Source organism: Streptomyces sp. NPDC000134 (genome assembly GCF_042899225.1).
In the GTDB taxonomy this organism is placed as follows: domain Bacteria; phylum Actinomycetota; class Actinomycetes; order Streptomycetales; family Streptomycetaceae; genus Streptomyces.
Map to the genome: position 1 here is coordinate 18,182 of NZ_JBIAZN010000021.1, position 17,337 is coordinate 35,518.

The 17,337-nt window shown below is 72.3% G+C and carries 15 protein-coding genes, 2 tRNA genes and 1 riboswitch; of the genes, 7 read left to right on the forward strand and 10 right to left on the reverse strand.

All coding sequences use genetic code 11. From position 1 onward, the window contains the following. The first annotated feature begins 13 nt into the window (after positions 1-13). The gene (trmB, locus tag ACFY32_RS27240; protein ID WP_390675542.1) at positions 14-877 is read left to right on the forward strand and encodes a tRNA (guanosine(46)-N7)-methyltransferase TrmB; all 864 of its coding nucleotides are present in this window, start codon (positions 14-16) and stop codon (positions 875-877) included. A 39-nt stretch (positions 878-916) separates the two neighbouring features. Then, entirely contained in the window at positions 917-2,254 is a 1,338-nt protein-coding gene (locus ACFY32_RS27245; RefSeq protein WP_390675543.1) for a PrsW family intramembrane metalloprotease, read from the forward strand. A 7-nt stretch (positions 2,255-2,261) separates the two neighbouring features. On the opposite strand, the gene ACFY32_RS27250 is transcribed toward ACFY32_RS27245, so the two are convergent. The 7 genes from ACFY32_RS27250 to ACFY32_RS27280 all read right to left on the reverse strand — a co-directional run bounded on the left by ACFY32_RS27250 (position 2,262) and on the right by ACFY32_RS27280 (position 8,919). Then, positions 2,262-3,341, reverse strand: coding sequence for a M23 family metallopeptidase (locus tag ACFY32_RS27250; RefSeq protein WP_390675544.1), 1,080 nt, complete (start codon positions 3,339-3,341; stop codon positions 2,262-2,264). Between the two features lie 12 nt (positions 3,342-3,353). After that, positions 3,354-3,512: riboswitch (cyclic di-AMP (ydaO/yuaA leader) on the reverse strand. Between the two features lie 233 nt (positions 3,513-3,745). After that, positions 3,746-4,930: a PP2C family protein-serine/threonine phosphatase gene (locus tag ACFY32_RS27255; RefSeq protein WP_359190839.1), complete on the reverse strand. Its 1,185-nt coding sequence runs from the start codon at positions 4,928-4,930 to the stop codon at positions 3,746-3,748. A gap of 174 nt (positions 4,931-5,104) precedes the next feature. Continuing rightward, positions 5,105-5,178, reverse strand: a tRNA-Met gene (locus tag ACFY32_RS27260). A gap of 51 nt (positions 5,179-5,229) precedes the next feature. Next, on the reverse strand, positions 5,230-6,453 hold the full coding sequence (locus tag ACFY32_RS27265; protein WP_359190836.1) for an alginate lyase family protein: 1,224 nt from the start codon (positions 6,451-6,453) through the stop codon (positions 5,230-5,232). Positions 6,454-6,542: 89 nt separating this feature from the next. After that, positions 6,543-7,673 carry a dihydrofolate reductase family protein gene (locus tag ACFY32_RS27270; RefSeq protein WP_390675545.1) on the reverse strand — a complete coding sequence of 377 codons (1,131 nt, stop codon included), beginning with the start codon at positions 7,671-7,673 and terminating at the stop codon, positions 6,543-6,545. Between the two features lie 63 nt (positions 7,674-7,736). Further along, entirely contained in the window at positions 7,737-8,312 is a 576-nt protein-coding gene (locus tag ACFY32_RS27275) for a TlpA family protein disulfide reductase (protein WP_390675546.1), read from the reverse strand. A 100-nt stretch (positions 8,313-8,412) separates the two neighbouring features. Next, positions 8,413-8,919: an RICIN domain-containing protein gene (locus tag ACFY32_RS27280; protein WP_390675547.1), complete on the reverse strand. Its 507-nt coding sequence runs from the start codon at positions 8,917-8,919 to the stop codon at positions 8,413-8,415. A gap of 205 nt (positions 8,920-9,124) precedes the next feature. Here ACFY32_RS27280 and ACFY32_RS27285 point away from each other — a divergent pair, with 205 nt between their 5' ends. The 5 genes from ACFY32_RS27285 (at position 9,125) to ACFY32_RS27305 (ending at position 12,948) form a co-directional block, all read left to right on the forward strand. Continuing rightward, the gene (locus ACFY32_RS27285) at positions 9,125-9,607 is read left to right on the forward strand and encodes a DUF3515 family protein (protein WP_359190824.1); all 483 of its coding nucleotides are present in this window, start codon (positions 9,125-9,127) and stop codon (positions 9,605-9,607) included. A gap of 150 nt (positions 9,608-9,757) precedes the next feature. Then, on the forward strand, positions 9,758-10,030 hold the full coding sequence (locus tag ACFY32_RS27290) for a hypothetical protein (RefSeq protein WP_390675548.1): 273 nt from the start codon (positions 9,758-9,760) through the stop codon (positions 10,028-10,030). Between the two features lie 290 nt (positions 10,031-10,320). Then, positions 10,321-11,148: an alpha/beta hydrolase gene (locus tag ACFY32_RS27295; RefSeq protein ID WP_359190813.1), complete on the forward strand. Its 828-nt coding sequence runs from the start codon at positions 10,321-10,323 to the stop codon at positions 11,146-11,148. Between the two features lie 116 nt (positions 11,149-11,264). After that, positions 11,265-12,479 carry a helix-turn-helix domain-containing protein gene (locus ACFY32_RS27300; RefSeq protein WP_390675549.1) on the forward strand — a complete coding sequence of 405 codons (1,215 nt, stop codon included), beginning with the start codon at positions 11,265-11,267 and terminating at the stop codon, positions 12,477-12,479. A 292-nt stretch (positions 12,480-12,771) separates the two neighbouring features. After that, entirely contained in the window at positions 12,772-12,948 is a 177-nt protein-coding gene (locus ACFY32_RS27305; protein ID WP_359190808.1) for a hypothetical protein, read from the forward strand. A gap of 170 nt (positions 12,949-13,118) precedes the next feature. Here the strand turns inward: ACFY32_RS27305 and ACFY32_RS27310 are convergent. From ACFY32_RS27310 to ACFY32_RS27320, 3 genes are all read right to left on the reverse strand, one after another. Further along, positions 13,119-13,191: transfer RNA gene (locus tag ACFY32_RS27310), tRNA-Lys, on the reverse strand. An 89-nt stretch (positions 13,192-13,280) separates the two neighbouring features. Beyond that, positions 13,281-14,819 (reverse strand): amino acid permease, encoded by a 1,539-nt coding sequence (locus tag ACFY32_RS27315; protein WP_390675550.1) that lies wholly within the window; start codon positions 14,817-14,819, stop codon positions 13,281-13,283. Positions 14,820-14,930: 111 nt separating this feature from the next. Continuing rightward, complete coding sequence (locus tag ACFY32_RS27320) at positions 14,931-17,123, reverse strand: DEAD/DEAH box helicase (RefSeq protein WP_390675551.1); 2,193 nt, start codon at positions 17,121-17,123, stop codon at positions 14,931-14,933. Positions 17,124-17,337 lie beyond the last annotated feature (214 nt).

Below are 17,337 nucleotides of genomic sequence, written 5' to 3' on the forward strand. Positions count from 1 at the left end.
AATCGGACGCATCGTGTCTGAGCACCCGCACCCCACTCCCCAGTCCGCCGCGTCCGCCGCGTCCGCCGGGTCCCCCGGGCCCGCCCGGTCCCCCCGTCCCAAGGGCGAGCCGCGCTTCCCCGACGGGCCCGCGCCCGATCCCGCCGGTTCCCACTTCGAGCGGCGCATCCGCAGCTTCCAGCCCCGGCGCAGCCGGGTGACCGCCGGCCAGGCGGACGCCCTGCGCAGGCTGTGGCCGGCCTGGGGACTGGACATCGACGGACAGCGGGTCCTGGACCTCGCCGAGCTGTTCGGCAACGACCGCCCGGTGGTGCTGGAGATCGGCTTCGGCATGGGCGAGGCCACCGCCGAGATGGCCGCCGCCGACCCCGGCACCAACATCCTCGCCGTGGACGTGCACACCCCCGGCCAGGGCAATCTGCTGGCGCTCGCCGACCGCGCGGGCCTGGACAACGTCCGGGTGGGCAACGGCGACGCGATCATCCTGCTGCGCGAGATGCTCGCCCCCGACTCCCTGGCCGGGCTGCGGGTCTACTTCCCCGACCCCTGGCCGAAGAAGCGGCACCACAAGCGCCGCCTGATCCAGCCCGAGTTCCTGACACTGGCCGCCACCCGGCTCGCGCCGGGCGCGCTGGTGCACTGCGCGACCGACTGGGAGCCGTACGCCGAGCAGATGCTGGACGTCCTCACCGCGCACCCCGCGTTCGAGAACACCCGGCCGGAAGGAGGTTTCGCACCGCGTCCCGCGTACCGTCCGCGGACCCGTTTCGAGGGCCAGGGACTGGAGAAGGGACATGTGGTGAACGACCTGCTCTTCCGCCGCGTACCCCACCCGGTGGATCATCGACACCAGGACCAGCCCCCCACCGGCGCCTGAAGCCCCGGGCGGCGCCCCCGTCTCGTCAGGATCGATGCCGTGGTCACTCCCCCCTGTCCCGCACCCCCCGGCGGACCCCCCGGCGACCCGCCCCGCGGCGCGCGTCCGCACTGGTGGCAGCGCCCCTGGGTGCGGTACGGCGCCCTGACCACCCTGCTCGCCCTGTCCGGGCTGGTGATCCTCGCCCTGGTGCGCGAGCAGACCGGCACCCAGGGCTTCCTGGTCGGCCTGGGGCTGGCCGTGCTGCCGGTGCCGCTGCTGCTGGCCGCCTTCCGCTGGCTGGACCGGGTGGCGCCCGGCCCCTGGCGGAACCTGGTGTTCTCCTTCGCCTGGGGCGCCTGCGCGGCGGCCCTGATAGCGATCGTCGCCAACAGCTTCGCCACCCGCTGGATCGCCACGGCCACCGCCGACCCGGCCTCCGCCGACACCCTGGGCGCCACCGTGATAGCGCCGGTCGTGGAGGAGTCCGCCAAGGCCGCGGCCGTGCTGCTGGTCTTCCTCTTCCGGGGACGGGACTTCACGGGAATCCTCGACGGAGTGGTGATAGCGGGCGTGACCGCGACCGGCTTCGCGTTCACCGAGAACATCCTCTACCTGGGCAACGCCTTCGGCACCGACCAGCTCACCGGCGACACCGGCATCGCCTCCGTCACCGCGGCGACCTTCTTCGTCCGCGTCGTCATGTCGCCGTTCGCGCACCCGCTGTTCACGGTGCTCACCGGCATCGGCTTCGGCCTCGTGGCGCTGCGCCCCGGCGGCCGGGGGCCGCTGCGGGTGCTGCTGCCGCTCACCGGCCTGCTGCTCGCGATGGGCACGCACGCCCTGTGGAACAGCTCCTCGTCCCTCGGCCAGTACGGCTTCCTCGCGGTGTACGCGACGTTCATGGTGCCCGCGTTCGCGCTGCTGACCTGGCTCGCCGTCTGGACCCGGCAGCGCGAGCTGGTCACCGTGCGCGAGGAGTTGCCCGTCTACGCGGCGGCCGACTGGCTGGGCCCCACCGAGCCGTACGCGCTGGGGTCGATGCGGGCGCGGCGCATCGCCCGCGGGTACGCCCGCCGGTACGCCGGGCGGGCGGCGGCGCGGACGGTCGCCCAGTACGAGGCGTACGCGACCTCGCTGGCGTTCCTGCGGCACCGGGCCCGGCGCGGCCGGGCGGGCGCCGACTTCGCCGTACGGGAGCGGGAGCTGCTGCTGGAGCTGTGGCACCGGCGCGGGATCGCCCGTCCGGCGCTGGACCACGCGGCCCGCGCCACGGCCCCGCCGGTGCCGGTGACCGCGCCGCCCTGGCCGGTGCACGGGGCCTACGGGCAGCCGGTGCGGTACCACCCGTACCAGCCGTACGCCCCGTACCAGCCGTACGCCTCGTACCGTCCGTGACCTCGGGTCAGGGGGTGAGGCCCTTGCTCCGGAACCAGGCCATCGGGTCGATGCCGGAGTCGGCACCGCCGGGGTGGACCTCCATGTGGAGGTGGGCGCCGGTGACGTTGCCGGTGGCGCCGACGCGGCCGATGACGTCGCCGGTGCTGACCTTCTGGCCGACGCCGACGCTGATCGAGGACTGGTGGCAGAACCAGATCTCGGTGCCGTCGTCGAGGGTGAGGATCGTGCGGTAGCCGTAGGACCCGGCCCAGCCGGCCTCGGTGATGGTCCCGGTGTGCACGGCCTTGATCAGCGTGCCGGTGGGCGCGGCGAAGTCGAGGCCGGTGTGGTGGCCGGAGGACCAGTAGGGGCCGGCCTGCCCGAAGGTGGAGGTGATGGTGTACGAGGAGGTCGGCAGCGCGTACTGCTCGGCCAGCGCGGCGAGCCGTTCGGCCTCGGCCTTCTTCGCGGCCTCTTCCGCCGCCTTCTTCTTGGCGGCGGCGGCCTCGGCCGCGGCCTTCTTCTCCGCCTCGGCGACCGCTGCCGCGGCCTTCTTCTCGGCTTCGGCGGCGGCTTCGGCGGCGGCCTTGCTCTCGACCTGGTCCTGCTGCTGCTCGGCCTGGGCCATGATCCGGGCGCGCAGCGCCTCGCCGGCGGTGGTGCCCTGCCCGTTGTCGGCGGTGGCGACGCCGACGCTGCTGAGCGGCGCGGCCGTCGCCGCGGCGGCCTGCTTCCCCTCGTCGTCGGAGATGAGGGAGGCGACGTTCGGCAGGTCCGGCATGGAGATCGACACCGGCGCCTTGCCGGTCTGCGCGCTGGCCATGCCGCCGGCGCCGACGGCGGCTATGACACCGACGCCGAGGACGGTGGAGCTGCGGGCGAGCCCGCCGCGCTGCTTGGCGACGCGGTGCCGGCCGCGCACGGGGCGCAGGGAGTCCGCGGTGGGGTTCCACTCCTCGGCCGAGCGGAGAGGACCGTCGAGGGGGCCGTCGAACGGACCGTCGAACGGGCCGTCATCGGTGCGGAAGTCGCCGTAGCCGAAGGTCTCGGTACTCCGCTGGGTCGGCACGAACGGGGCCTCGGGGGCAGGCCGGTTGGACGCCACGTGGGCGTGCTCCTTTCCTTCCGTCTCCGCCTACCGGGTTAGCTGACGGGTTCGGAGCGGGAAGGTCTCCTACGCGCGTATACGTGCCGTGTGGGCCACAGCCGTATACGCCCGATTCACCCCAAGGTGGTGGTTCCCCGGTTCCCTCGCGGGATTCGGCGCGTGCGCGCGGAGCCGCCTTCTGTGACGGCTGGGACGACCGCGCTGCGTTATCGAACGTTAATAGACCCGGGGCTCGTATTCCAAGCTGTTCCTCTTGATCATTAACGATTCCGACACGGACCAAGGCCGTACCGACGGCGAAACCAGGGCGACCTGACCCCCGATCACCACTCCCGCCCGGCCTGACGGTTCATCAGTTGTTATGCGGACGGCGGTCGCGCCGTCACCGACCGTGACCGGGGTCACGGCCGTCGCACGGCGAGCAGCGCCATGTCGTCGGCCATGCCGCCCCCGGAGTGCCGCCGTACGTCCTCGGCGAGCGCGTCGAGGAGGTCGGCGGGGTGCCGGAAGGCGCGGCCGGCCAGCCGTGCCTCGGGGTCGTAGAACACGCCCCGCGCGTCCCGGGCCTCGGTCACGCCGTCGGTGTAGAGCAGCAGCGTGGCCCCGCCGGGGAACGCGGCCTCCTCGGCCCGGTCGGGCCAGACGCCGAGTTCACCCATGCCGAGCGGCAGCGCGGCCTCCCGGGCGGCCAGCGCGTCCAGGGTGCCGTCGGCGTACAGCAGCAGGGGCGGCGGGTGGCCTCGGTTGACGATCCGGACGGTGCCGTCGCCGTGCGGGAGTTCGGCGAGGACGGCGGTGGTGAAGCCCTCGAAGGCGTCCAGCCCCTCGCGCCGGGTGCCCTCGCGGGCCAGCGCCCGTTCCAGCTTCTGGGCGACCGCCTCCAGCGTCGACTCCTGCTCGGCGGCCTCCCGGAACGCCCCGATCACCACGGCGACGGCGGCGACCGCGCCCATGCCCTTGCCGCGCACGTCGCCGACGACGAGCCGGATGCCGTACGGGCTGTCCTGCACGGCGTACAGGTCGCCGCCGATGAAGGCGTCGGCCTGCGCCGCCTCGTAGCAGGCGGCGATCTCGAAGCCGCCGATCCGTTCGGCGGGCTCGGGCAGCACCGCGCGCTGGGCGGCCTCGGCGATCTCGCGGGCGGAGGCGAGCCGTTCGCCGGTGCGGCGGACGAAGGAGTTGACGAAGACGGCGAGCCCGGCGACCGTCGCGATGGTCACCAGCTCGGTGATGGAGTCGGCGTAGTGGGCGACGCCGTAGCTGAACTGGAGCGCGAGCACGGCGACGACGACGGCGATCCCGGTGAGCAGGGTGCCGCGCCGGGAGTACAGCGGCGCGGCGACCAGGGGCGCGGCGGTGTAGAGGGGGCCCGCGGTGAAGTAGCGCGGGGTGAGGCAGTCGTACACGACGGCGACGGCGATCAGCAGCACGGGCAGCAGGCGTACGAGGACGCGGCCGCAGGAGGACCGCCGGCTCCTGGACGGCAGGGCCATGGAGTCGCCGAGCCCCGGGTCGGGCACCGGGTCGCCGGGCAGCCGGCCGCCGGCCCGCGCGTACGGCCCCTCGTCCACGTCACCAGGCCGCACCACTCGTCTCCCGCCACCCATGCCGTCGCGCCGCTTCCCGTCCCGTCCGTCCAGGGTTTCCGCAGCGGGGGCGGAGGGCGAGCGGTGCGGGGCCGGACGGGTGACGGGCGCGGGCACGGTGCCGGGACGCACCGAAGGCCGGGACCCTTTCGGGTCCCGGCCTTCGGTCTTCAGTAGCGGGGACAGGATTTGAACCTGCGACCTCTGGGTTATGAGCCCAGCGAGCTACCGAGCTGCTCCACCCCGCGTCGTTGTGTCACCAGTGTACGTCATGTCCGGGGTGGTCGGCACATCGGTTCTCAGTGGCCCGGGTTCTCGGCGTGGGTCAGGGTCTCCCAGGACACGAACAGGTCGTCGGTGCCGGCCGGGCGGGTGGCGGCGGCGAGCCGGTGCGCGGCGGGGACGGACACCCCGCGCCGGTTCTCCAGATGGTTGAGGGCGACCTCCAGATCGGGCCCCAGGTTCCGCTCGACCTTCCCGCCGCACAGCCACGCGGGCGCGGCCTTCGCGGACGCCTGCTGGGCGGCGTGCAGCTCCAGCGCGGCCCGCAGCCGCTCCTGGACCCCGCCGCCGTACAGGTCGACGCCCTGGTGCCAGGCGGTCTCGGCGATGTGCGCGGTGGCGGCGATCGAGTAGCCGACGTGCGCGAAGTTCCGGCAGGTCTCCTGGGTGACGCCGTCCTTGTAGGTGGCCTGCTTGAACCAGTACGCGGTGAGCCGCTTCGGCGTGTCGATGCTGCTGCCGGCCGGGGTGAGCGGCAGCTTGCCGTCCTTCTCCAGGTAGAAGTAGGCGGGCACCCGCTCCCGGAACCGCTTCAGGGCGAGGTTGAACGTCTTGTGGTCGTCGAGGAACACGGCGGCGGAGATCGCCCCGTCGGCGGTGATCAGGTCCCAGTTCCCGTTGAAGTCGGGGGCCTTCCTGGTCACCCTCGGCAGATGGGCGGTGCGCAGCATCTTCTCGAACCGCCGCACCCGCTCCTTCGGCCATCCCCCGCCCGGCGTGTGCCGGATCAGCTCCGCGGCCCGCGCCCAGGAGGAGGCCGTCCACCCGGCCTGGAGCCCGGCGTTCTCCCCGGTGTGCCCGGTGAGCCGCGCCGACCAGGCGTCCATGATCTCCCGGGCCTTCTCGGCATGATGCCGCTTGCCGGTGACCCCGAACAGCAGCGCCTGCGTATAGGCGGCGATGGCGTCCGCCCGCTCCTGCGCGCACCCCCGCCCGGCCGCGTCCCCCGCGGGACAGAAGACGGTCCGGAAGGGCCGGGCGCGGTACCGGTACGACCCGTACGCGCTGTCCCGCATGGCCAGGTACGCCGAGAGCCAGGGCTGGCGCCCGGCGGTGGTGTTCTTCCGCACGGTGTCCAGTTGGGCCGCGCTGACGAGCACGCCGGGGTGGGTGAACTCGGCGTCGTCGGGCAGCGCCCGTACCGAGGCCCGGTCCCCCGCCTCCTGCCCGCACGAGGCGACCGTCCCCGCCACCAGGGCCGCCGCCACCAGCGCCGCCACCCGTCCGCCCACTGCCCTCATGGCCACCTCCGCGTGTCCTCCGGCCGGCTCACTGGCAGCGTGACCCGGCCGGGGCCGCCGCGCAGGCGGGGTTGGGCCGATCGGCCCCGTCAGCCGAGCAGGTGGCGGTTGGGCGCCTTGGCCCGCTCCTCGTACCCGGGCAGGACGAGGACCTCGGCACCGGCGGCGCGCAGCAGCCCGCTGCCGTCGGCGCCGGCCACGAAGGTGTCCGGCTCCCGCCACGCCGTGACGACCCTGCGGACCCCCGCGTCGAGGACGAGCCGGGCGCAGGGCGCGGGCCGGGAGGCGCGGCGGGCACAGGGTTCGAGGCTGGAGTACACGGTCGCGGCCGCGAGCCGGGGGTCGGCCGGGTCGACCTTGGCGAGGGCGGCCTCCTCGGCGTGCACGACCGCGTCCCCGCCCTCCCGGGAGTGCCCGCGCGCCAGCTCGCTCCCGTCGGCGGCGACCACGACCGCCCCGACGCTGAACGCGGTCCCGGACGGCGGGCACAGTTGCGCCAGCTCGCAGGCGAGGGCGAGCCAGTGCCGGTCGGCGGCGGACACGTCCGCGCCGGTGCCGGGCGCGGTGGGCAGGTACCGCGTCAGCACCACGTCCTCGATCCGCCGCGCCTCCACCAGCCGCAGCCGCCCCCGCTGATACGTCCCCGGCCCGAACAGCCGGGGCGCCTCCGGCCGGCCGACCAGCAGCGGCGCGAGCACGAGCTGAAGCTCATCGGCGAGCCCTTCCCGCAGCAGTTGCGTATGCACGCTCCCGCCCCCCTCCACCATCAGCCGCCGCACACCCCACCGGCCGTGCAGATGCTCCAGCGCCGCCCGCCACTCGACCGTGTCCCCGAGCGCCACGACCTCGGCGCCGACCCCGAGCGCACGGGCCCGCGCGGCGCCCGCGTGGGTGGTGAGCAGCACCTTCTCGCCCCCGGTGTGCCAGAAGGCGGCCCCCGGGTCCAGCTCCCCCGACCCGCTGACGGCCACCTTCAGCGGATACTCCGACCGCCCCCGGGCCACCCGCGCGGCCCGCCGCCCGGCCGACTTCACCAGCAGCCGCGGATCGTCGGCCCGGATCGTCCCCGCCCCCACGAGAATCGCGTCCGCCCCCGCCCGCACCTCGTCGACCCGCTCGAAGTCGGCCGGGCTGGACAGCAGCAGCCGCTCGGGGCCGGTGTCGTCCAGATACCCGTCGAGGGACACGGCGGCGGACAGCAGGACGTACGGCAGGGGCATCGAAGTCTCCGGTCGCTCGAACGGACGGGCAGACCCACGCTACGAGACCGACGGCACGCCACCTCAGGACGGCAGCAACGGCACGACGACCCGTTTCAGCTCCGCCTCCCCGACCGCCCCGATCCGCGCCGCCGCGATCCGCCCCCGCGGGTCGACCACGATCGTGAACGGGTACGCGGCGAGATTGACCAGGCCCTTCGGCAGCTTGAGAAGCTGCCGGCCCCGCGGGTCGTGCAGGCTCGGGTACGCCAGTTGCGTTTCCTTTTCGAAGGCGCGCGCCGCGCCGACGGAGGTGTCCGCGTTCACCCCCATCACCCGCAGGCCCTTGTCGTACAGCTCCTCGTGCACCCGCGACAGCCCCGGCGCCTCGGCGCGGCACGGACCGCACCAGGACGCCCACGCGTTGACCACCACGACCTTCCCCCGCAGCCCCCGCAGACTGACCCGCTCCCCGTCCACGCTCTCCCCGGCCAGCTCCGGCATCGCGACCCGCTCGTCCGGCGCGTACGACTTCAGCGGCACGGCCGCACGGCCCTCGCCCCCGCCCTCGTCCTCGTCCTCGGGCAGCGGTGCCGCCGAGCAGCCCACCAGCACAGCGAGCAGAAGGACGGCGGCACTTGAGACCCGTAACGTCTTCATGACCGGTGAGCATGTCACCCGCACACCCCGGTCCCCCACGCGGGGAGGGCCACACCGGTTCGAGTGCGCCCCTTCGCTTCGACGCGGGAGACCTGGGAGGTCAGGACAGGCCCCACTCCTGACGGACGCGCGCCTTGTCCGAGCTGCCGCTCTTCTCCAGGTACGGGTGCGAACCCGCCTTCGTCGAATTCGAGGCGACGGCCTTGCCCTTCGCCCGGCTGTGGATCTTCGATCCGCCCAGCCCCCACTGGTGACTCTTCGACTTGGTGTTGCAGGTCTGCTGCACCAGTCGGTTTTTGGCACCCACAGCCAGGCACTTACCCGACTTGTCGTTCTTGATGGCGAACCAGGATTTGTCGCTGAAGAGCCGCTTCAGCGTCCAGCGCTGCGTCTTGTCGCTCTTGGCGCACTTCGCCAGGACAAGGCGCGCGTTGTTCTTCTTGCTGCCGCCCATCGACAGGCACCGCCCCGGCGCCCATACCCGCTCGAGCCGGGTGTGGGCGTACGGGTCCTTCGCCTGGGGCGCCGCCTGGGCCGGCGCGGAGAAAGCGGTCATCGACGCCGTGGCGACCGCGGCCACCACGAGCGAGCCGGCTGCATTGCGCATCGGGTTCCCCCTCCATGACAGATCGAAGAGATCGGGCGGCCCCGAACCTAGTCAGGAAACCCCGTGTCCATCAGGTCTGTTGGGGAGGTGACCAAAGGGGCATTGCCTCAAAGGACACCGCACAGTCCCCTCGCATGACCCGCCTCACTCCATGCCATAACGTGTCGGTCGGTCCCCATTGCCGTACCGCCGGGAAGACGAACCGTTGAACCTGCCGAGCAAGCGCGTCTCCCTTTCCCTCGTAGCCATTGCCCTCGTCGCCGCCGCGACGGTCGCCTTCTTCGTCACCAAGGGCCCCGGGTACGAGATCCGGCCCGGTGCCGAGGCCGGCGATGCCCAGTGCCGTCGCATCACCGGGAGCGCCCCCGGCGAACTGGCGGGACAGCCCCGTCACAGCACCGGCTCGCCCGGTGTCGTCGTCTGGGGAGACCGCGACATCGTCCTGCGCTGCGGCATACCCGGACTCGGGCCCACCACCGACCCGTGCTTCGCCGTGGACGGCATCGACTGGGTCATCGACAGCGCTCGGTCCGACCGGACCAAAAAGGTGATCATCAGCTACGGTCGCGCGCCGGCCACGGAAGTCACCTTCGCCCGCCCCATGGACACGCTCGACGCCGCCCTCATCGACCTGTCGGCCCTCATCGCCCCCATCCAGCAGACGGAGCGGTGCGTCGAATCCAACTGATCCGGCCGGGCCTGCACCCGAACCTGGTGCGGCACGGGTGCAGGACACCGCGTTGCTATGCGGCGGAGGGCTGATGCCGGTCGAGCATCGTCACCGGGTGCCGGATACAGGACGGACCCCTGGGGGTTGGCCTTCCCGGCCGCAGCCACCGTGGCCTTGGCCCTCGCCCGCCGCTTCCTCCAGCCGCTTCCGCGCTGGCGCGTGATCGTGACCGACGGTGTCCTCTACACCGTCGTGCTGCTGGTGTGCGCGGCCCTCGCCGCGTGGGCGGCAGGAGACGAGGCGCCGATCGACAGCGCGTTCGTGACAGGCATCTTCGCCCTGTTCAGCCTCCAGCTTCCCGCCGGGTGGGGGCTGTGCGCCTGGCGCTCGGGACACTTGGAGGTCGTCCTCACATCCTCGCCCGCGACCGAGCACGCCTGACGGCCCGGCTGAGCGGGACCCGATCACCTCCGCCGAGACACGAGGAGACAGGCACCGGTACGGACGAGAGCGACACCGACGTCGGCGCCGCTGACACGTCGGGCACCGGAACACTGCCCGACCTCGTCGGCCAGGACCCTGCAAGCTGCAAAACCCGTTTCAGGCCCTTCGGCAGCCGGAGAAGCCAGGCGTCATGGTGCTACCGAGAGTGACACTCCGAATGGTGGCTCCCGGGCCGGTGGGCGATCCTGCTCGCAGGAGCGGGGCGGACCACCAGCGAAAGGTTGATCATGCCTGTCTGCACGACCCGTGACGGCGTCGACATCTTCTACAAGGACTGGGGCGAGGGCCGCCCGGTGGTGTTCATCCACGGCTGGCCGCTCAACGGCGACGCCTGGCAGGACCAGCTCAAGGCCGTGGCCGACGCGGGTTTCCGCGGCATCGCCCACGACCGCCGGGGACACGGCCGCTCCACGCCCGTCTGGGACGGCTACGACTTCGACACCTTCGCCGACGACCTGAACGACCTGCTCGCCTACCTCGACCTGCGGGACGTCACCCTGGTCGCGCACTCCATGGGCGGCGGCGAGCTGGCCCGCTACATCGGCCGGCACGGCACCGTGCGGCTGCGCTCGGCGGTACTGCTGTCCGCCATCCCACCAGTGATGATCAAGTCGGACAGCAACCCCGAGGGCGTCCCGGACGAGGTCTTCGACTCGATCAAGGCCGGCATCGTCCACGAGCGCTCGCAGTTCTGGAAGGACACGGCGGTGGGGTTCTTCTCCGCCGACCGGGCGGGCGACAAGGTCACGCAGGGCAACAAGGACGCCTTCTGGTACATGGCGATGGCACAGACCATCGAGGGCGGCGTGCGCTGTGTGGACGCGTTCGGCTACACGGACTTCACGGACGACCTGCGCAAGTTCGACATCCCCACCCTCGTCGTGCACGGCGACGACGACCAGGTGGTCCCGATCGACGCCACGGGCCGCAAGTCCGCGGAGATCATCCGCGACGCCGAACTGAAGGTGTACGAGGGCGGCTCCCACGGCATCGCGATGGTGCCGGGCGACAAGGAGCGGTTCAACGCGGACCTGTTGGAGTTCCTCCGCCGGTGACCACCCCACCCGGCCGGCGAACGGCAGAGCGCCCCGCCCGGACGGAACCGGCCGGGGCGCCCGCGTACCGTTGACGGGCCGGCTCCCCCACCGCTTCGGCGGCGTACCGTGACAGCGTGGCAAAAGACGACCTCGGGCGCACTCTGCGACGCCTGCGCCGGCTGGCCTGCCTGACCCAGGAAGAACTGGCCGCCCGTTCCGGCGTATCCGTCGACGTGATCCGCCAGCTTGAGCAACGCCGCAAGCATTCAGCGCGGCTTCCTACGCTGCACGCCCTGGCCAACGGACTGGGCGTGGAGCTGACCACGCTCCTGGGTGACCCGCCGGCGGTCTCCTCGACCGGCGAGAACGACGGGCCACGCTTCGTGGCCGTGCGCCGGGCCATCATGCCCGTGCTCTGGGAGGCGGCCCCGGAGCCGCCTGGGCCGGACTTCACCCTGCACAAGCTTCGCGAGCAGATCGCCGACGGCTGGACGCAGTACCACGCCGCCGAGTTCGACGCCGTGATGAAGGCTCTGCCCGACTTGATCTCCGACGCGCGCACTGCCACAGCATGGGGTGCGGAGCCCGATCGTCGTGCCGGTTTCGGGGCCCTGGGCAAAGCCCTCCAACTGGCCGGGCACGTCGCGGTACGGATGGGCAAGACGGACCTCGCGCTGACGAGCCTGGAGCGGGCGATAGACGCCGCGAAGCAGTCCTCTGACCCCCTGCTGCTACCGATGATCGTCAACTCCATGGCATGGACCTACCAGCGGCAGGGACGTCTGGCGGACGCCTTGCACGTCGCTCTCCGTGCCGCCGCCGACATGGTCACAGCGGGCCACGTCGGCACGGCCGACGGGCTGAAGGTCTGGGGTGCCCTCACCATGAGTGCTGCCACGTCGGCCGCACGCAGCGGCGACTACGACCGGGCGGCGGCGATGATGGAAACCGCGGAGAAGGAGGCCGCGTGCGTCTCGACGCTTCCGGACGGGGGCGACAACCGCATGGTGAGCGTGTTCAGTCCTTCGTCGGTCCGTATCGAGCGCGTTCGGCTCGCTGTCCAGTACGGCCACCCGCACGCCGCCTTGGCGCTCGCCAAGGGTATGCGGCTCAGCAAGGACACCCCTCCGTCCTGGCGGACGTGGCTGCTGCTCGACGTCGCCCGTGCTCATACGGACATCGGGGACGCGGCCGGGGCGGTCAAGACCCTGGAATCCCTGCGCCGTGTGGCGCCGACCTGGATGCGGCACCACACCTTGGCCGTAGCGATCGTGCGTGACCTGTGGGCACTCCCCCATCACCCGCCCGGCCTCGGACCGTTGGCGCAGTTCCTGGGAGTCAGCGAATAGCGTCGTAAAACTGGGACGCCTCATCCCTGTCACTCTGTGTAGCACGGCGATTCCATAACCGGACAGCGTCCCGGACGACCGCGTGAACGGCCCCGGGGCATGGCCGACTGAATGGATTCGACGTGCGCGAGCCTAAAACACCCGCACCCACCCCGGCAGCCCCCCAATGCGCCACCTGCGCGCGCCACGAAGCGTCCGCCGCGCAGGCCGTGAGAGAGCGCGACCACTCCCGCGCGACCGACGAACGCGTTCTCCTCGCCCGGCACCGGCGCAGCGCCCACGGGGACGGCCGGTGACCGCGGAGCCGGTGCGGCTGATGACGATGCGCGTCACCCGCATCCGCGACGGCCGCGTGATCGAGCAGCGACCCGAGGTGCGCGTCACCGCGCAAACGCCTCTCGACCCGTTCCATTTCGCGTCGGCGTGGCCGCCGTGCCAGTGCCCACGCCACCGGGAGAACGCCCACTAGCCCCCGCAGGCGCGGCACGCCGATGACGTCTCCAGAGCGACGGCTCAGAAGCTCTCCCCATTACCTGATCACCTGCGTCCCGTCTGGGCAATGACCGAGCCGCCGGCCATGGGGGGTCGAGAACGAGCACGCCCCCAGCTCGAAGTACCTCTGAGCTGGGGGCGCTTCCGTAGGCCCTGTGGGACTCGAACCCACAACCAATGGATTAAAAGTCCACTGCTCTGCCAATTGAGCTAAGGGCCCAGGCGATGTTGCCAACCCGAGCATAGCCCCACGTGGCCGCATCTCCGATCGGGTATCCGGGGGCACGGCCATGTCGAGGGTACGAGGTGTCAGGGGTCGACCGGCTCGGGGGCGTTCGCGTGGGCCGCCGTGCGGGCGCGGGTGCGTTCGTGGTCGGGGTTGAGGAACCAGTGGCGGGCCGAGGCCAGCCACCAGGTCGCCGCGAAGCCGAGAACGACCAGGACGGCGACCGGGGCGTAGTTGAAGGTTTCCCAGGTCACCGGGGAGACCTGGGGCAGCATGAAGAGGACGGTGATCACCAGGACCCAGGCGACCGCCAGGACGCCGATCGGCTGGGACCAGCGGCCCAGGTGCCACGGGCCGCGTTCGAAGGCGGCGCCCTTGCGGACCCGCAGCAGGGTCGGGACGACGTACGCGATGTAGAGGCCGATGACGGCGATCGAGGTCACCGCGGCGTACGCCGTGACGTTGATGAGGTACGGCAGGCCGAGGGCGAGGGCGGCGAGTGCGGCCAGCCAGACCGCGGCGACCGGGGTGCGGGTGCGCGGGTCGACCGTGTGCCACACGTGGGAGAAGGGCAGCGCGCCGTCGCGGGAGAAGGCGTAGATCATGCGGCTGTTGGCGGTGACGGAGGCCAGGCCGCAGAAGAGCTGCGCTCCGATGATCACCAAGAGGAGCAGTTTGCCCGCCGTCGCTCCCAGGGCGTCCAGGAGGATCTGCGCGGGCGGGGCGCCGGTCGGGGAGTCCAGGGCGCCCCGGTAGGACTGGATGGCGAAGGTGAAGCCCAGCAGGAGGACGAAGCCGGCGATCCAGGAGGTCCAGATGGAGCGGACGATGCCCTTCGGACCGGCCGTCGCGGCGTCCCGGGTCTCCTCCGTCATATGGGCGGAGGCGTCGTAGCCGGTGAAGGTGTACTGGGCCATGAGCAGGCCGAGCAGGACGACGTACGGGCCGCTGGACCAGCCCGTGTTGTTGACGAACTCGCCGAAGACGAACGACGCCGGCCGGTGGCGGTCGGGCGCGAAGGTCAGCGCGCCGACGATGACCAGGACGCCGGCCACGTGCCACCACACGCTGACGCTGTTCAGCAGGCCCACGATGCGCACGCCGAAGGTGTTGAGCAGACCGTGCAGCAGCAGGATGGCGGCGAAGAGCAGGATCGTGCGGCCGGGCGTGATCCCGAAGCCGAACTGGAGGTTCAGGTAGGCGCCGAGGAAGGACGCCGCGCCGAAGTCGATGCCGGCGGTCACGGCGACCTGCCCGAGCACGTTGAACCACCCCGTGAACCACGCCCAGGCCGCCGCCGTACGCGGGGGCGCGAGGCGGTGGGCCCAGAAGTACAGGCCCGCCGAGGTCGGGTACGCCGAGCAGATCTCAGCCATCGCGAGGCCGACGACCAGCGTCATCAGGCCGACGGCGACCCAGCCCCAGGTGATCACGGCGGGGCCGCCGGTGTTCATCCCGAACAGATAGAGGGTCATGCAGCCGGACAGGACCGAGATGATCGTGAAGGAGACCGCGTAGTTGGAGAACGCCGACATACGGCGGGCCAGGACCTGGGTGTAGCCGAGCTGGGCCAGGCGTTCCTCGTCCGTCGTCGGCGCGCTCGCTCGGGCGTCTTCTGTCATGTCCCCAGCGATGCCCACCACTGGGACATGACACACGTCACACGGAAACGCCGTGGCCCCCACCCGGTTCGGTGGGGGCCACGGCGCTCGCTACTGGCTGCCGGCTAGAGGTCAGCCGTTGCGCTTCCAGCGCGGCTTGTCCTCGCGGCGGCCGAAGGACGACGTACCGCGGTGGTCGTCACGGCGGCCGTACGGACGGTCGCCGCCGCCCGAGCGGAAGCCGGGACGGTCGCCCTGGCGGTCGCGGTTGAACGGACGGTCGCTGCCCCGGTGACCGGTGCGGTCGTCGCGGCGGAAGCCACCGCGGTCGTCCCGGCGCTCGAACGGACGGCCACCGCGGTCGCCGCCGCGCTCACCGCCACGGTCGGTGCGGTCGGTCCGGTCGTCGCGGCGGAAGCCGCCCCGGTCGTCCCGGCGCTCGAACGGACGGCCGCCACGGTCACCGCGGTCACCCCGGTCGTCGCGGCGGAAACCACCGCGGTCGTCACGGTCGTTGCGGCGGAAGCCGCCCCGGTCGTCGCGCCGCTGCTCGGGGCGCCCGCCCCGGTCGTCACGGTCGTTGCGGCGGAAGCCGCCCCGGTCGCCGCCACGGTCGTCCCGGCGCTCGAAGCCACGGTCCCGGTCGCGGTTGAAGCCGCCCCGGTCGTCCCGGCGCTCGAACGAACGCCCGCCACGGTCACCCCGGTCACCCCGGTCGTCGCGGCGGAAGCCGCCCCGGTCGTCCCGGCGCTCACGCCGCTCGTACGGCGCGGAGCCACCCTCCGGACGCTCGGTCCGCTCGGGGCGCTCGGGGCGCTCCACCCGCTCGACGTCCCGCGCCACCGGCTGCTCCGGCACCGACACCTCGACGGCCTCGGACGCGGCGACGGTGGCCTCGGCGAGCGCCACGATCGGGTCCTCGCCCCGCTCGCGGGCGGCCCTGGCGACCAGCCGGTCCGCCTCTTCGCGCAGCTCGCCCGCACGCCGCTGGGCGCGCTCCAGCTCCTTGGTGAGCTGGGCGACCTCGCGCTCGGCCTGCTGGGCGGCGTTGCCCGCCGACTCGGCCTGCACCTCGGTCATGGACCGGGCGCCGGTGATCTCGGCGACCTCCGGGTCGAAGGCCGCGCCGCCCTGGATGATGTGCCGGCCGGCGTCGACGCCCGCGTCCTCCATCAGCCGGAAGATCTGGCGCCGCTGGTGCGGCAGGGAGAGGGAGACGACGGTGCCGGTGCGGCCCGCGCGGGCGGTACGGCCGGCCCGGTGCAGGTAGTCCTTGTGGTCGCCGGCCGGGTCCACGTTGAGGACCAGGTCGATGCCGTCGACGTGGATGCCGCGGGCGGCGACGTCGGTGGCGACCAGGCAGTTGACGTAGCCGTCCTTGAAGTCGGCCAGCGTCCGGGTGCGGGCGCCCTGGGTCATGCCGCCGTGCAGCGCCTCGGCCTTGACCCCGGCCTCGCGGAGCTGGTCGGCGACGCGGTCGGCGCCGAGCTGGGTGCGGACGAAGATGATGGTGCGGCCCTTGCGGGAGGCGATGGCCGCGGTGACCGGCGCCTTGTCCTTGGGCTTCACGATCAGGATGTGGTGCGACATGGTCGTCACCGCGCCCTGCGCCGCGTCGACCTCGTGGGTGGCCGGGTTCTTCAGGTACCGGTCGACGAGGGTCTTGATCTCGTTCTCCATGGTGGCGGAGAAGAGCATCCGCTGACCGCCCGCCGGGACCTGGTCGAGCAGCTCGGTGACCTCGGGCAGGAAGCCCAGGTCGGACATCTGGTCGGCCTCGTCGAGGACGGTGATCTCGACGTTCTCCAGGGAGCAGGCGCCGCGGTTGATGATGTCGCGCAGCCGGCCCGGGGTGGCGACCAGCACGTCGACGCCCTTCTCCAGGGCGTAGATCTGGTTGCCCATGGAGGTGCCGCCGCAGACGACCTTCATCTTCAGGCCGAGGACGTCGCCGTACGGCTGGAGCGCGTCGGCGACCTGCATGGCCAGCTCACGGGTGGGGGTCAGGATGACGGCCCGCGGCTTGTGCTTCTCGGTGCGGCCGCCGGCCAGCGTGGCCAGGGTCGGCAGACCGAAGGAGAGGGTCTTGCCGGAGCCGGTGCGGCCGCGGCCGAGGATGTCCTTGCCGGCCAGGGCGTCCGGGATGGTCGCGGCCTGGATCGGGAAGGGGCTGGTCACGCCGTTCTGCGCGAGCTTGCGCACGACGCCCTCGGGCAGACCGAGGTCCGTGAAGGACGTCTCGGGGGCCTCGGGAGCCTCGACGGCGTCAGCGGTGCCCTCGGCGTTCTCGGGCACGACGACGTGATCAGTACTGATGATGGACATACGAATGCGAAACCTTCCGGAGTCTCTCGTCGGCACGCGCCCGTCAACTCCGTGATTCGCGATTCGCAATACGACCGCCTCTATGCGGTCCACCACGGCAAGGGAGAGAGTACGCGCCACACGGCGCGCTCTGCGTTGGCGCCGGGCAAATGGGGTCAAACGATCTGCCAGCATACGCACCTCTGCCCCCGGAACGCAAACCGGGTCCCGGAGA